Genomic DNA, 13782 nt, shown 5'->3' with positions numbered 1-13782 from the left:
CCGAAGCCCGTCCCGGCGCCCGCCGCCGTCGCGGCGCCGGTGGCGCCGACGGCGCCAATCGCGGCGGCAGCGGGCGGCTGGCCCGCGGGGGCGAGCGCGGTGAGCGAGGTCTACGGCGACTGGACGATCAGCTGCAGCCGCGAGGGCGAGAAGCGGCAGTGCCAGCTCTCGCAGGCCCAGGGCGTGGCGCAATCGGGCCAGCGCCGGTTCAGCATCGAGCTGAGCCAGCCCCGCGAGGGCCGCAGCGACGGCGTGGTGCTGATGCCGCTCGGCCTCTCCATCGAGCCGGGCGTCACCTTCAAGCTCGACGACGCGACCCTGGGCAAGGGCGCTCCCTACACGGCCTGCGTGCAGGCCGGCTGCCTCGTGTCGATCAGCTTCCCGACGGTCGCCACGGACGCGATGAAGACCGCGGTGGCGCTGCGCGTGAACGGCACCCGCCCGAACGGCGAGGCGGAGACCATCACGGTTCCCCTTGCGGGCTTCGCGGCGGCGCTCGCCCGGCTGGCGCAGCTCGCGGGCTGAGGCCGGGACGCCCCGGCCCGCCGCGCCGCCTGCCTCCCGGCGCGGCAGGCCCTGCCCGTCCGTACGTCAGGCCCGGCCGCGGCGCGGCCGGGCCGCCCTCTGCCCGTATCTGGCACGAAAGCTGCACACTCCCCGGCAGGCTGCCGCTCGCCGGCCGCGGGGCAAAGACGCCCGAGCCTTGGACAGGGATGTCCGACAGACGGGGGAGAACCGGCCGGGGCACTCGCCTCTGCCCGCATCCCCCTCCCCTGAAGCGCGACGAGAACCCCCCGCGGGGGCTTTGCGTGAGGCTCCATCATGGCCAGTTTCAAGACCGTTATGAAGTCGGGACATCCCCCGACCCTGTTCGCCGCCTTCCTGTACTTCGATTTCTGCTTCGCGATCTGGGTGCTCAACGGGGCCATGGGCCCGTTCATCACCGAGACCTACAAGCTGACGCCGGCCCAGACCGGCTTCATGATCTCGCTGCCGATCCTGGCGGGGGCCATCATGCGCTTCCCGCTCGGCGTGCTCGCCCAGTATATCGGCCGCAAAAACGCCGCCATCACCGAGATGTCCCTGATCATCCTGGCGATGGGCTTCGGGTTCTTCTACGTGTCGAGCTTCAACGACGTCCTGGCGATGGGCGTGCTGCTCGGCATCGCGGGCGCCTCCTTCGGCGTCGCCCTGTCCCTCGGCTCGGGCTGGTTCCCGGCCGAGCACAAGGGCCTGGCGATGGGCATCGCCGGCGCCGGCAATTCCGGCACCGTGCTCGCCGTGCTGTTCGCGCCCCCCCTCGCCCAGGCCTACGGCTGGCAGTCGGTCTACGGCTTCGCCGGCGCGATCATGGCGATCCCGCTCCTGGTGATGATCGTCTTCGCCAAGGAGCCGCCGGACCGCGAGCATCAGAGCTTCAGGGAGCACATCGCCTGCCTGTTCGAGAAGGACGGCTGGGCCTTCAACCTGGTCTACGTGATCACGTTCGGGGGCTTCATCGGCCTGTCGAACTTCCTGCCGACCTTCTTCTACGAGCAGTTCGCGGTGACGAAGGTCGAGGCCGGGCGCCTGACCATGCTGGCCGCGCTGATGGGCTCGGCCATCCGGGTGCTCGGCGGCTACTTCGCCGACCGTCTCGGCGGCATCCTGGTGCTGACCGTGGTGCTGCTCGCCGCCGTGGGCTCGTTCCTGCTGCTCACCACGACGCCGACGCTGCTGCTCACCACCATCCTGTTCATGTTCTGCTTCGCCGCCCTCGGCGCCGGCAACGGGGCGCTGTTCCAGCTCGTGCCCCTGCGCTGGCCGTCCAACACGGCGGTGGCCGGCTCGATGATCGGCGAGATCGGGGCCCTCGGCGGCGCGATCCTGCCGAATGCCATGGGCCTCTCCAAGCAGTACACCGGCGGGTTCGCGGTCGGGTTCCTGTTCTACGCCGCCTTCACGGCCGTGGTGCTCGGCTGCCTCGCCCTGTGGTCGCGCAAGTGGGTCGGCCAGTGGGTCGGCCCCCGCGGCAAGGTGCTGGCGCCCGCCGGCACCGCCGCCGCCCCGGCGAGCCAGGGCATGCTCGGCGGGGTCCAGCGGGCCTGAAGGCCCGTCCAGCGGGCCTGAAGGCCCGCCCGCCTCCTACAGGCCGTCGAGCCCGTCGCTCACCACGCGGGCGAAGGCCAGCACGTCGACCGCCGCCGCCCCGCCGCGCATCAGCGCCCGGGCGGCGGCGTTCGCCGTCGCGCCGGTGGTGACCACGTCGTCGACGAGCAGCACCCGCCGGCCGGCCAGCCGGGGCCGCGCCGCCTCCGGCACCCGGAACGCGCCCTGGAGGTTCTCGGCCCGGGCCGCCCGGGTCAGCCCCACCTGCCGGCGCGTGGGCCGCACCCGGGCGAGCAGCCCGGGTTCGACCGGCACGCCGCGGCCGCGGGCCGCGTGGCGCGCGAGCACGGCCGCCTGGTTGAAGCGCCGCCGCCACAGGCGCCAGCGCCAGAGCGGCACCGGCACCACCACGTCGGCCTCCGCCAGCAGCTCGCGGCCGGCCCGGGCCATCATCGCCCCCATGGCGGCGGCAAGATCGAGGCGGTCCTCGTACTTCAGGCGCTGCACCAGCCGGCGCGCGGTGGCGTCGTAGCGCGCCGCCGCCCGCGCCCGCTCGAACACCGGCGGGTCGGCGAGCGCCGCCGGCGAGAGCAGGCCCGGCACCCCGAGGTCGACCGAGAACGGCGTGCCGAGGCGCTCGCAATAGGGCCGCTCGATGAAGCGCATGCCGCCCCAGCAGGCGGGGCAGAGGGCGTGGGGCACGCCGGTGGCCGCGCCGCAGCCGATGCAGCTCGGCGGGTAGATCAGGCCGACGGCGGCGCGCAGCACGAGGCCGGGCGCGCGCGCGAGGTGCCGCAGGGTCCCGGTCCGCCGCCCGGGCGCGGGCGCGCCCGCCATCCGGTGCCTTCCGCAAGGTCAACGGCGCCAGACTGGCCGCTTCGGCAAATCGCCGCAAGGCCGGCCCTGGCCGGCGCGGGCGCGGCGCGCCATCTAGCGTGGACATGTCCACGCCCTCCCCGTTCGATGCTGCCCTCGTCCGCAAGCGCCTGGCGCGGGCTCAGGGCCCGGGCTTCGCCGATTTCCTGGTCGTGCGGGCGCTCGAGGACCTCCAGGACCGCCTCGGCACCGTCCTGCGCAGCTTTCCCCGCGCCCTCGACCTCGCCACGCCGCTGCCGGCCGCGGCGGCCTGGCTCGGCGCGAGCGGGCGCGCCGGCGAGGTCGTGCGCCTGGCGCCGGTGGCCGAGCGCGCGGTCCCGGGCGTCCGGCTCGCGGTCGGCGACCCGGAGGCGCTGCCGTTCGGCGCCGGGGCCTTCGACCTCGCCCTCTCGCTCCTCGCCCTCCAGCACGTCAACGACCTGCCCGGCACCCTGGTGCAGGTGCGCCGGGCCCTCACGCCGGACGGGCTGTTCGTCGGCTGCCTGCTCGGCGGGCGCTCGCTCACCGAACTGCGCCAGGTCCTGGCCCAGGCCGAGAGCGAGGTCGAGGGGGGCCTGAGCCCCCGGGTCGCGCCCTTCGCGGAGGTGCGCGACCTCGGCGGCCTGCTCCAGCGGGCCGGCTTCGCCCTGCCGGTCACGGACGTCGAGACCGTGACGGTCCGCTACGCCGACCCGTTCGGGCTGATGCGCGACCTGCGCGCCATGGGGCTCACGAACGCCCTGAGGGAGCGCCGCGGGTTCCTGCGCCGCGCCACCCTCCTGCGCGCCGCCGCCCTCTACGCCGAGCGCTTCGCCGACGCGGACGGGCGGGTGCGCGCGACCTTCGAGCTGATCTGGCTCTCGGCCTGGGTGCCGCACGAGAGCCAGCAGAAGCCGCTCCGGCCCGGCAGCGCCAAGGCCCGGCTCGCCGACGCGCTCGGCACCACGGAACGCGGCACCACCGAACTCGGCACCGCGCGGAGCTAAGGAAGCGTCATGAAGGAACCCGGTCCCGACCACCCGATCACCATCGCGCCCAACCCGCACCGGATCCGCGTGGTGCTGGGGGGCGTGATTGTCGCCGAGACGACCCGGGCGCTGACGCTCCGGGAGGCCGGTCTGCCGCCGGTGCAGTACATCCCGCGCGCGGACGCCGCCTGGGACCTGTTCGAGGCGACCCGTCACGGCACGCACTGCCCCTACAAGGGCGACGCGCGCTACTTCTCCCTCGCGGCCGGCGGCCTCGAGCGGGAGAACGCGGTCTGGAGCTACGAGGCGCCGTTCCCGGCGGTGGCGCAGATCAAGGACCACCTCGCCTTCTATCCAAGCAAGGTCGACGCGATCGAGGAGCTGGCGGAGTGAGTCCCCGGCCCCGGCGGGTCGCGCCGGGGCCCATCGGGCGTCCGCGCCGCGCCGGGGAGACTCAGGGCCCCAGGAGGTCGACCAGGGCCGGGAGCAGCGGCCGGTCGGCCGGCGGCATCGGGAAGCCCGCGAGGTCGCGGGGCCGCACCCATCTCAGCGCCTGCCCCTCGCGGGACTGCACCGCCCCCTCCCAGCGCCGGCAGACGTAGAGCGGCATCAGGAGGTGGAAGCTCTCGTAGGCGTGGCTCGCGAAGGTGAGAGGGGCGAGGCACGCCTCCTTCACGGCGATGCCGAGCTCCTCGGCGAGTTCGCGGATCAGCGTCTCCTCCGGGCGCTCCCCCGGCTCGATCTTGCCGCCGGGAAACTCCCACAGGCCGGCCAGCGTCTTGCCGGGCGGCCGCTGCGCCAGCAGCACGCGCCCGTCCGCGTCGACCAGCGCCACCGCGACGACGAGGAGGAGCCTGCGGGGCCCAGCCGCGCCGGCGGGCGGGGCGGGCGGGAGGGGGTCCGGGGTGCCGCGATCCGTCACGGCGCGAGGGTCCAGGTGACCTCGACGGCCGCGCTCACGTCGAGCGTGCCGGGCTCCACCGGCACGGCCGGCGCGCCGGCCTTCGCCGCGAAGGCGCGGGCGCTCGGGCGCACCGGCCCCTCGTCGCTCCGCGGGGGCGAGACGATCGCCTCGATGCGGCCCAGGCGCACGCCCGCGGCCTCCGCCAGGGTCTCGGCCTGCCGCAGGGCGTCCCGGACGGCGGCGGCCCGGGCCTCGTTCTCGGCCCGCGCCGGGTCGGCGAGCCCGAAGCCGATGCCGCCGATCCGGTCGGCGCCGCCGTCGAGCACCCGGCGCACCAGGGCGCCGAGGCGCGACAGGTCGCGCACCCGGACCGTGACGGCGTTGCCCGCCTGGTAGCCGTCCGGGACCTCGCGGACCTGGCCGTTGGGATCGCGGACCGTGCGGGTCAGGGGCCGCAGCGAGATGGCCGCTGTCGAGAGGTCGGCGGCCCCGATGCCGAACTCGCGGGCGAGGTCGATCACCTTTCGGGCGCCGGCGGAGTTCTGGTCGAGGGCGGCGGCCGGGCTCGGGCCGCGGCTCTCCACCGCGACCTCGACGGTGGCGAAGTCCGGCGCCACCTCGCGGCTGGCCCGGCCCGTGACGCTGAGGCGCCCGGGCGAGGCGGGCGCCGGCGCCGCGTCCCCGGCCGGGGCGGGCGCCTGCGCCAGCGCCGGGCCCGTCAGGCTCGCGGCGAGGAGAGCGCCGGCGGCGGCCCGCCTCACGAGCGGTAATCCCCGTTGATCTCGACGTAGGCCTTGGTCAGGTCGCAGGTCCAGACCCGGGCCGCGCCGCCGCCGAGGCCGAGATCGACCCGGATCGTGATCTCGGGCTCCCGCATCACCGCGGAGGCGGCGGCCTCGTCGTAGGCGGGGTCGCGGGCGCCCTCCGCGGCCACCCGCACGTCGCCGAACCAGATCGCCAGCCGGTCGCGGTCGGCGGGCTCGCCGGCCTTGCCGACCGCCATCACGACGCGGCCCCAATTGGCGTCCTCGCCGGCGACGGCGGTCTTCACCAGGGGGGAGTTGGCGATCGACATGGCGATGCGGTGCGCGGCGCGGTCGTCGCTCGCGCCCGTGACCGCGACCGTCACGAGCTTGCGGGCGCCCTCCCCGTCGCGGGCGACGAGCTGCGCCAGCTCGACCAGGAGGTCGTCGAGGGCGGCCGCGAAGGCGGCGAGGCGCGGGTCGTCCAGGGACGCGATCGCGGCGTTGCCGGCGCGGCCCGTGGCGAACAGCATCAGGGTGTCGGAGGTCGAGGTGTCGCCGTCGACCGTGACGCAGTTGAAGCTCGTCTGCGCGCCCCGGGCGAGCAGGGCCTGGAGCAGGGGCGCCGGGAGCGCCGCGTCGGTGAACACGAAGGACAGCATCGTGGCCATGTCGGGGGCGATCATGCCAGCCCCCTTGGCGATGCCGTTGAGGGTCACCTCCGCGTCGCCGAGGCGGACGCGGCGCGTCGCCAGCTTCGGGAAGGTGTCGGTGGTCATGATGGCGCGCGCGGCCTGCGCCCAGCCGGCGGCCCCCGGATCCGCGCGCCCGGCGCAGTCGGCGAGCACGCCCTCGAACTTCGTGGCGTCGAGGGGCTCGCCGATCACGCCCGTCGAGGCGATGAAGACCTGGCCGGGCGCGCACGCCGCCGCCTGGCCGGCGATCCCGGCGGTGAGCCGCACCGCCTCGCGGCCCCGCAGCCCCGTGAAGGCGTTGGCGTTGCCGGAATTGACCACGAGGGCACGGGCCTCGGCCTCGCCGGCGCCGAGGGCCTCGCGGCACCAGTCGACCGCGGCCGAGGGGCACTTGGAGCGGGTGAACACGCCCGCCGCCCGCGTGCCGGGATCGAGCAGCACGAACAGCACGTCGGTGCGGTCGCGGTAGCGGATGCCCGCCTGCGCGGTGGCGAGGCGCACGCCGGGAACCGGCGGCAGGTCGGGCTGCCGCGGCGGCGCGAGCGGCGAGACGGGGTGCGACATGCGGGGCTCCGGCTGTGCGCCGACGCCTGTCCGCGCCGGCGCCGCGGTGTTGCCCCGCAGGAGGCGTGCCCGTCAACCGGGGACGGACGGCCGCCGCGTCTGGCAGGATGGCGCCCCGATCCGTCCCCGGGAGCCCCCGTGACCGCACCGACGCTGGAGCGCCCCGCCTGGCGCTACGCCGCCTTCTTCGCGGCCTACCTGTACCAGGGGCTGGTGGCGGGATTCTCGCTCACGGCGCTCGCCAACCACTACGCGGCCCTCGGCTTCGCGGCGGCCGAGGTCGGGCGCCACTTCGCGCTCGCGGGCCTGCCCTGGACCGTGCAGCCGCTGCTGTGGGGACCGCTGGTCGATCGCGGCGCGGCCTCGCGGCTCGGCCGGCGGCGCTTCTGGTGGGTGGCGGGCTTCCTCGGCACCCAGGGCGCCCTCGCCCTCCTGCTCCTCGTGCCGGACGTGCGGGCAATCGGGCTCGTGAGCGCGGTCTTCTGCCTCCACAGCGCCTTCGCGGCGCTCCTCGACACCGCCACCGACCGCCTGATCATGGACCACGTGCCCAAGGACGCCCTCGGGCGCACCAGCGCCTGCACGCGGGCCGGCTTCGTCACCGGGACGGCGGCCGGCGCCCTCCTGTTCTCGTGGTCCCTCGAGCGCGTCGGCTTCGCGCCGAGCGTGTGGCTGCTCCTCGCGACGAGCGCGCTCGCGGGCCTGCTGCCGCTCCTGGTGCGCGAGGCGCCCGGCGACGCCCTCCTGGTCGNCCCCCGCCCCGCCGGCCCGTGCGCCTCCGGCGCCTCCTGCGGCGCCTCGTCGTCCCGCTCCGCCGCCGCGAATCCCTCGTCCTGATCGGCCTCTGCTTCGCGGTCGACGCCGCGCTCGGCCTGTTCGAGGTGCGCTTCGGGGTCGCGCTGATCCAGGACCAGGGCTGGGACGCCGCCCTCCTGTCGCGGGCCCAGGCCGGCCTCGCCTTCGTGGCCGGAACCCTCGGGGCCCTGGCCGTGGGGCTGTGGTCCGACCGGGCCGGCCCGCTGCGCGCCCTGCGCCTGCTCCTCCTCGCCTGCGCGGCCTCCTTCGCGGGCATAGCCGGCCTGATCGCGGGCGGCGCGGCGGGCGCTGCGGGCCCGGCCATCCTGGCCCTGTCGAGCGTGGCCCCGAGCCTCCTGATCGTCGCCCTGGTGCCGGCCGTGATGCGGATGAGCCAGGGTCGGGCCGGGGCCGCCACGCAGTTCGAGATCACCATGGCGGCGCTGAACCTCGGCGACGTGGCGGGGGCCGCCGCCGCCGGGCCCCTGGCGCCCTGGCTCGGCCTCGCGGGCGCCGCCGCCCTCGCCGGCACGGTGTTCGCGCTCTGCGCCCTCCTGGCGGGGCGGACCGCCCGCCGCGCTCCGGCCGGGCGCCGGTGAGGTGCCGGCCTCCGGAGTTGCGGCTTGGCTTTTTCAACCAGAGGTCATGTCGGCCGGCCGGGCTGCCGCGGCGGCGGCACGGCCGGACCCGGCGCCCCGGCCCGGCCCTTCGCGGGGCGCGGCGGCGGGCTTCCCTCGGGCCGCGGCGCGGTCCCGAGCGCCCGGGTCCGTCCGGCGGAACGCGCGCGCCCCCGCGAAAAAGTCCTTTCCGTGCCGGAGGTGACGTTGGGGCGCGCCGAATCATTGGATCTAGAGTTGCAAAATATTATCTAGAGGATCAGGTTCGGCCCCCGCGATCACGCGCCCGCATCCGTCCTCCGGAGGTTCCGTTTGGCCCACCCGCAAGTCCTGCGCGACATGGCGTTGTTCGTTGAGGTCGCGAAGCGGAAAAGTTTCAGCCAGGCCGCCGCCGCGCTCGACGTGCCGATCTCGTCCCTGTCGCGGCGCATCACGCAGTTCGAGGCGACGATCGGGCTGCGCCTGCTCGACCGCACCACCCGCAAGCTGGTGCTCACGCCCTACGGCGAGGCCTATTACGAGCAGGCGATCCGGCTGGTCGAGGAGGCGCAGCGCACCTTCGACGAGCTGATCGCGCAGGCGCGGGGCCCGAGCGGGCTCCTGAAGATCGCGGCGCCGCCGGACCTGTGGGTGATCCACCACCTCTCGGCGGTGGTGTCGGACTTCGCGCTCCAGCACGCGCACGTGCGGGTGCATGTCGACCTGCGCCCGACGATGGTGGACCTGGCGCAGGAGGGCTACGACCTCGCCATCGCGGTCGACGAGCCGCGCGAGACCTCGATGATCACCCGCAAGGTGGCCCAGCTCGACAACGGCCTGTTCGCGGCGCCCTCCTACCTCGCCCAGGCGGGCGCGCCGTCCCAGCCGGCGGACCTGTCCGCGCACCAGGCAATCGTGCTCGGCCCGCCCACCGGGGCGGCGAGCACGGGCTCGAGCAACTGGCGCCTGTCGCGGGGCGCCGAGGCCGCGACGGTCTCGGTCTGCGGCGCGGTCTCCTGCAACAGCCAGGCCCTCGCGCGCCGCTTCGTGATCGGCGGGCAGGGCGTCGCGCTCCTGCACGTGATCGACGCCGAGGCCGATCTGCAGGCGGGGCACCTCCAGCGCATCCTGCCCGAGTGGAGCCCCCCGCCGAGCCCGATCTACATCATCACGACGTCGCGGCTCCTGCCCGCTAAGACCCGCAGCTTCATCGAGTTCGCCTCGCGCCAGCTCGCCGCGCAGCTCATGCCCCGCGGCGCCGGCTTCGACGGCCTCGCCGAGGCCGAGGCGCCCGAGCCCGCCTCCCTGTACGCCCTCCGGGCCTGAGCCCGGCGCCGCCTCCGCCGCGGGCAGTCCCGGACGGGCGGGGTCCTCCCAGCCCGAGCGGCGTCCGCTCGGGCTGGGGCGGCAAGGCCGCGGCGGCAAGACCGTGGCGGCAAGACCGTGGCGGCAAGACCGCGGCGGCAAGACCGCGGCGGGCTGGTGACGCGGCCCGCCCGCGCGTGCTTACTGCGCGCGCGCAGAGGGATCCGGACGGGGGATGGCGGTGCGGGATCGTTCCGGGATCGAGTCGTTGCCGCTCGACCGGCTGGTCCCCGTTCTCGGCCCCGGCGAGGCCCTCGCGGTCGTCGCCCCCGCGGGCATCGTGGCGACGGCGCTCGCCCCGGCGCGGCGGGCGCTCCCGCCCGACGAGACCGCCCGCATCGCCCGCTTCCGGCAGCCCCAGGACCGCCTGGAGCGGGAGGCGGCGCACGGCCTCCTGCGCCACCTCCTCGGCGGGCTGCTCGGGCGGCCTCCGGCCGGGCTCGTGCTGGTGCGCGACGCGTTCGGGCGGCCCGCCCTGCCCGACGCCCGGGACCTCGACCTCAACCTGAGCCACGGCGCGGGCTGGGTCGCCGCGGCGCTGGCGCGCGGCGGCCGGATCGGCGTCGACGTCGAGGGAGCGGCGCGCCCGGTGGATTGGGACGCCCTCGGGCCGCACTTCCTGCATCCGGCCGAGCTCGCGGAGTTCCGCGCCCTGCCGGCCGGTGCGCGGCCGCGGCGCGCACTGGAGATCTGGGCCGTGAAGGAGGCCTGCCTGAAGGCGAGCGGCGAGGGCCTGTCGGCGGTGCCCGAGACCGTGCGGCTCGTCCCCGATGGGGCGGCGTGGCGGCTCGATCACCGCGGGCTGCGCCTGAGGGCGGCGTCCCTCGTGCTCGGCGACGGGGCGCGCTTCGCCTGGAGCGGGGAGGCGCACCTGGACGTCCGGGTCGTCGGCGCCCCCGGTGTCGCGGATGCCGCCGGGGACTAGCGCGCACGCCCGCCGGGGGACGGTCGCGCGGACGGACGCGTCACGGCAGGCGGGCGACCCGGATCGGCGCTCTCACGCGCGGCCGGATGCCCCGGACAGTCGCGACGGTTGTTGCGGGCGGGACCCGCCTCAGACGTAGGCGCTCATGCCGGTGTTCGATTGCGGGAAGCGCTCGGCCAGTGCGCGCCGGAGCTTCTCGAGGGCGCGGTTCTCGATCTGGCGCACCCGCTCCTTCGAGATGCCGAGGCGGTGCCCCAGGGCCTCTAGGGTGGCCTGGTCCTCAGCGAGGCGCCGCTCGTGCAGGATGCGCAGCTCGCGTTCGGACAGCACGGTGAGGGCCTGCCGGAGCCAGCTCAGGCGCCGCTCGCCGTCGACCGCCTCCGACACCGTCTCGTCGGGCAGCGGCGAGGTGTCGACCAGGAAGTCGACCCGCTCGGCCGAGGCCTCGCCCTCGTCGCCGACGGGCGCGTTCAGCGACATGTCGGGGCCCGACAGGCGGGCATCCATCAGGGCCACATCCTCGCGGGAGACGCCGATCGCGGTGGCGATGCGGCGGTGGATCTCGTCACCGACGCGCTCGTCGGTGGATTGCATCAGGCGGGCCCGCAAGCGCCGCAGGTTGAAGAACAGGGCTTTCTGGGCCGAGGAGGTGCCGCCGCGCACGATCGACCAGTTGCGCAGGATGTAATCCTGGATCGAGGCCCGGATCCACCACGTGGCGTAGGTCGAGAAGCGGACCTCGCGCTCGGGCTCGAAGCGGGCGGCGGCCTCCATCAGGCCGACATGTCCCTCCTGGACGAGGTCGGCCATGGGCAGGCCGTAGTGCCGGAAGCGTCCGGCGAGGGCGATGACGAGGCGCATATGCGCGGAGATCAGGCGATGCAGGGCCCGTTCGTCACGCTCGTCCTTCCAGCGCACGGCAAGGCCGCGTTCCTCCTCCCTCTCGAGGAAGGGAGCATCCATCGCAAGTCTCACGAATTGCCGACGTATGCCTGCGATTTCCGCCATCCCCGCCTCCGCCGCTTTCAGATCGAGCGCTGTGTTGCGCGATGTGGTCGGGCCGGTGCGCGCGCAATCGCACCCGATGACACCGCAAGGCCTTCGACAACGGTGGAGGTCGCGCCTTGGTTCCCGCACTGCGGAAAAACGCGATGAGGCACGATCCTGTCGCGCACCACGCATCACCGGCCCCGCGGCGACACGGGGCCCAGACGTGCGAAAGCCCGGCGCTCAGGGCCGGGCTCTCGACGGTGTTGCGTGGAACGGGCAGCGCCCGGATCAGGCGGCCTCGTCCTGCATGTCCTCGGTCTCGCCCTCGCCGTCCGCCTCGTTGGCCTTGACCCGGCGCGGCGACTTGGCGAGGTTCTGCTCGATCAGCTTGAGCGACTCGGTCTCGGTGATGCGGTTGACCGCCGCGATCTCGCGCACGACCCGGTCCAGGGCCGCCTCGTAGAGCTGGCGCTCGGAGTAGGACTGCTCGGGCTGGGCCTCGGAGCGGTAGAGGTCGCGCACCACCTCGGTGACGGCGATGAGGTCGCCGGAATTGATCTTGGCCTCGTATTCCTGGGCCCGGCGGGACCACATGGTGCGCTTGACCCGGGCGCGGCCGGTGAGAACGTCGAGCGCCTTCTTCACGAGGTCCGGCTCGGCGAGCTTGCGCATGCCGACGGAATTCGCCTTGGCGGTCGGGACCCGCAGGACCATCTTGTCCTTCTCGAACGACACCACGAACAACTCGAGCTTGTAGCCGGCGATCTCCTGCTCCTCGATGGCCGTGATGCGGCCGACGCCGTGAGCCGGATACACGATCGCTTCGCCGGTCTTGAAGCCCTGCCGGGCGGCTGTCGTCTTCTTGGCGGTCGTCATGCGGGGGTGGCCTCCAGGTCACCGTTCGCGGATGGGCCGCGAGCGGATCGATCATCCGGGTCAGGGCACCCGGTGGAAATACGCGCCTGCCGGACGGCCCGAAGGACGCCCGCCAGTCCCTGTCAACCGATAGCTAAAGGACGCCCGAAGTTGCCGCGGACCAGAAAAAATCCACCACGGCTGAGCGCATGCAGCTTCGCCCCATCGACATAAATCCCGCTCGGCGGGCGAAGGCTGCACGTCGGACGTAAGCGACGGCGATCAGGAACCTAGCACGAAGAGGCCCTAAAATCAAAAAAATTCAGGCGATCGGCACCGCCCGCCCGGTGCCGTCCCCGCTGTCCCGCCGGCCCGCAGCGGCTATCCGCAGCCCCGCCATGCGGCGGTCGCAGGGCCCGGAGGGACGCGCCCCGCGACCGGGCGCGCTCAGTCGCCGGAGCCCGGGTTCGCCGAGAAATGGGCGTCGTACTTGCCCGCCACGCCGTCCCATTCCTTGGCGTCGCCGGGGGCCGCCTTCTTCTGGGTGATGTTCGGCCAGTCCTTGGCCAGGTCGGCGTTGAGCTTCAGCCAGGTCTCGAGGCCCGGCTCGGTGTCGGGCTTGATCGCCTCGGCCGGGCATTCCGGCTCGCAGACCCCGCAGTCGATGCACTCGTCCGGATGGATGACGAGCATGTTCTCGCCCTCGTAGAAGCAGTCGACCGGACACACCTCGACGCAGTCCATGTACTTGCACTTGATGCAGTTCTCGGTGACGACGTAGGTCATGGGCCGGTCAAACCTCAGGGCAGCGCGGCGGGCGCGTGGCGCCCTCGATCGTGTGGGCGGGCCTTAGACCCTGCCCGAGGGGCTGGCAAGCCGCCGCGTGGCCGCGCGCGGCGTCGTTTGCGCCTCCGTCGCCTTCGCGTCACGGTGCCTCCGGGGTCCCGGGGCGCGGCGCGTCGAGGTCGGCGTAGAGCGTGCGGGCCTCCGGCGCGGGCCCGCGGCGCAGGCCGAGTCCGACGACCCGGACCGCCGCGGTGACGTGCAGGGCCGCGACCGTGACGACGTCCCCGACCGCGAGCGGGGTGGCCGGCGCGTCGGCGCGCTGGCCGTTCACCCGGACGAAGCCGTCCGCGACGAGGCGCGCCGCGAGGGAGCGCGTCTTGGCGAAGCGCGCGAACCAGAGCCACTTGTCCAGGCGCTGCCGGTCCGCCCGCACGGCGCGCTCAGCGCTTGTCGCCGTCCCTCGCCTCCATCTGCGCCTTCAGGGCGAGGAGCTTGGCGAAGGGGGAGTCCGGGTCGGGCGCGCGCTCGCGGCGGGGCGGGCGGGCCTCCGCCATGCCGCCGCCGCGGTGCTGCCCGTCGCGGCGGTCCTGCGGGGGACGGCCGCCCCGCTCGTCGTTCGGGCGTCCGCCCGGGTGCGGCCCGCGGCCCGGCCG

Annotated in this window: 15 protein-coding genes and 2 pseudogenes; 8 read left to right on the top strand and 9 right to left on the bottom strand. The window is 74.8% G+C overall.

All coding sequences use genetic code 11. From position 1 onward, the window contains the following. Both DT057_RS04570 and DT057_RS04565 read left to right on the top strand, forming a co-directional pair. On the top strand, positions 1-525 hold a 525-nt coding region (locus tag DT057_RS04570; protein WP_128560935.1), incomplete at its 5' end, for an invasion associated locus B family protein. A gap of 297 nt (positions 526-822) precedes the next feature. Next, positions 823-2088, top strand: coding sequence for an MFS transporter (locus DT057_RS04565; protein ID WP_128560934.1), 1266 nt, complete (start codon positions 823-825; stop codon positions 2086-2088). Between the two features lie 36 nt (positions 2089-2124). On the opposite strand, the gene DT057_RS04560 is transcribed toward DT057_RS04565, so the two are convergent. Continuing rightward, positions 2125-2925, bottom strand: a complete 801-nt coding sequence (locus DT057_RS04560; RefSeq protein ID WP_128560933.1) for a ComF family protein — start codon at positions 2923-2925, stop codon at positions 2125-2127. A 104-nt stretch (positions 2926-3029) separates the two neighbouring features. On the opposite strand from DT057_RS04560, the gene DT057_RS04555 reads away from it, so the two are divergent. Together DT057_RS04555 and DT057_RS04550 are read left to right on the top strand one after the other, a co-directional pair. Beyond that, positions 3030-3929: a methyltransferase domain-containing protein gene (locus DT057_RS04555; protein ID WP_128560932.1), complete on the top strand. Its 900-nt coding sequence runs from the start codon at positions 3030-3032 to the stop codon at positions 3927-3929. A 9-nt stretch (positions 3930-3938) separates the two neighbouring features. After that, on the top strand, positions 3939-4304 hold the full coding sequence (locus DT057_RS04550) for a DUF427 domain-containing protein (protein ID WP_128560931.1): 366 nt from the start codon (positions 3939-3941) through the stop codon (positions 4302-4304). A gap of 61 nt (positions 4305-4365) precedes the next feature. Here the strand turns inward: DT057_RS04550 and DT057_RS04545 are convergent, their stop codons facing one another. Genes DT057_RS04545 through argJ form a run of 3 tightly spaced genes read right to left on the bottom strand, consistent with a single transcriptional unit; the run spans position 4366 to position 6817 of the window. After that, on the bottom strand, positions 4366-4833 hold the full coding sequence (locus tag DT057_RS04545) for a (deoxy)nucleoside triphosphate pyrophosphohydrolase (RefSeq protein WP_407068071.1): 468 nt from the start codon (positions 4831-4833) through the stop codon (positions 4366-4368). Beyond that, entirely contained in the window at positions 4830-5576 is a 747-nt protein-coding gene (locus DT057_RS04540) for an SIMPL domain-containing protein (RefSeq protein WP_128560930.1), read from the bottom strand. The genes DT057_RS04545 and DT057_RS04540 overlap by 4 nt, the downstream gene beginning before the upstream one ends. After that, the gene (gene argJ / locus DT057_RS04535; protein WP_128560929.1) at positions 5573-6817 is read right to left on the bottom strand and encodes a bifunctional glutamate N-acetyltransferase/amino-acid acetyltransferase ArgJ; all 1245 of its coding nucleotides are present in this window, start codon (positions 6815-6817) and stop codon (positions 5573-5575) included. The genes DT057_RS04540 and argJ overlap by 4 nt, the downstream gene beginning before the upstream one ends. Between argJ and DT057_RS36455 the strand changes: the two are divergent. The 4 genes and pseudogenes from DT057_RS36455 to DT057_RS04520 form a co-directional block, all read left to right on the top strand. Then, positions 6809-7568, top strand: a pseudogene (locus DT057_RS36455) (MFS transporter); the annotation flags it as partial. The gene argJ and the pseudogene DT057_RS36455 sit on opposite strands and share 9 nt — an antisense overlap. Before the next feature lies 1 nt (position 7569). Next, a pseudogene (locus DT057_RS36450) lies at positions 7570-8211 on the top strand (MFS transporter); the annotation flags it as partial. Between the two features lie 357 nt (positions 8212-8568). Then, positions 8569-9534: a LysR family transcriptional regulator gene (locus DT057_RS04525; RefSeq protein ID WP_238312856.1), complete on the top strand. Its 966-nt coding sequence runs from the start codon at positions 8569-8571 to the stop codon at positions 9532-9534. Positions 9535-9748: 214 nt separating this feature from the next. Then, positions 9749-10498, top strand: a complete 750-nt coding sequence (locus tag DT057_RS04520; protein WP_128560927.1) for a 4'-phosphopantetheinyl transferase family protein — start codon at positions 9749-9751, stop codon at positions 10496-10498. 129 nt (positions 10499-10627) lie between these two features. Here the strand turns inward: DT057_RS04520 and DT057_RS04515 are convergent, their stop codons facing one another. From DT057_RS04515 to DT057_RS04495, 5 genes are all read right to left on the bottom strand, one after another. After that, positions 10628-11506: an RNA polymerase factor sigma-32 gene (locus tag DT057_RS04515; RefSeq protein ID WP_128560926.1), complete on the bottom strand. Its 879-nt coding sequence runs from the start codon at positions 11504-11506 to the stop codon at positions 10628-10630. 270 nt (positions 11507-11776) lie between these two features. Continuing rightward, positions 11777-12364: a CarD family transcriptional regulator gene (locus DT057_RS04510; RefSeq protein WP_128560925.1), complete on the bottom strand. Its 588-nt coding sequence runs from the start codon at positions 12362-12364 to the stop codon at positions 11777-11779. 426 nt (positions 12365-12790) lie between these two features. Further along, the gene (fdxA, locus tag DT057_RS04505; protein WP_128560924.1) at positions 12791-13129 is read right to left on the bottom strand and encodes a ferredoxin FdxA; all 339 of its coding nucleotides are present in this window, start codon (positions 13127-13129) and stop codon (positions 12791-12793) included. Between the two features lie 139 nt (positions 13130-13268). Next, positions 13269-13562, bottom strand: a complete 294-nt coding sequence (locus DT057_RS04500; protein ID WP_128560923.1) for an RNA-binding S4 domain-containing protein — start codon at positions 13560-13562, stop codon at positions 13269-13271. Positions 13563-13569: 7 nt separating this feature from the next. Next, on the bottom strand, positions 13570-13782 hold a 213-nt coding region (locus tag DT057_RS04495), incomplete at its 5' end, for a hypothetical protein (protein WP_162501315.1).

This window comes from Methylobacterium crusticola (assembly GCF_003574465.1).
Lineage (GTDB): Bacteria > Pseudomonadota > Alphaproteobacteria > Rhizobiales > Beijerinckiaceae > Methylobacterium > Methylobacterium crusticola.
This window is presented reverse-complemented; position numbering and strand designations above follow the sequence as displayed.

Excerpts from the sequence above, each read along its gene's own strand:
- DT057_RS04565 (WP_128560934.1), top strand. The coding sequence starts at position 823 with ATGGCCAGTTTCAAGACCGTTATGAAGTCGGGACATCCCCCGACCCTG.
- DT057_RS04560 (WP_128560933.1), bottom strand. The coding sequence starts at position 2,925 with ATGGCGGGCGCGCCCGCGCCCGGGCGGCGGACCGGGACCCTGCGGCAC.
- DT057_RS04555 (WP_128560932.1), top strand. The coding sequence starts at position 3,030 with ATGTCCACGCCCTCCCCGTTCGATGCTGCCCTCGTCCGCAAGCGCCTG.
- DT057_RS04550 (WP_128560931.1), top strand. The coding sequence starts at position 3,939 with ATGAAGGAACCCGGTCCCGACCACCCGATCACCATCGCGCCCAACCCG.
- argJ (WP_128560929.1), bottom strand. The coding sequence starts at position 6,817 with ATGTCGCACCCCGTCTCGCCGCTCGCGCCGCCGCGGCAGCCCGACCTG.
- DT057_RS04525 (WP_238312856.1), top strand. The coding sequence starts at position 8,569 with ATGGCGTTGTTCGTTGAGGTCGCGAAGCGGAAAAGTTTCAGCCAGGCC.
- DT057_RS04520 (WP_128560927.1), top strand. The coding sequence starts at position 9,749 with ATGGCGGTGCGGGATCGTTCCGGGATCGAGTCGTTGCCGCTCGACCGG.
- DT057_RS04515 (WP_128560926.1), bottom strand. The coding sequence starts at position 11,506 with ATGGCGGAAATCGCAGGCATACGTCGGCAATTCGTGAGACTTGCGATG.
- DT057_RS04510 (WP_128560925.1), bottom strand. The coding sequence starts at position 12,364 with ATGACGACCGCCAAGAAGACGACAGCCGCCCGGCAGGGCTTCAAGACC.
- fdxA (WP_128560924.1), bottom strand. The coding sequence starts at position 13,129 with ATGACCTACGTCGTCACCGAGAACTGCATCAAGTGCAAGTACATGGAC.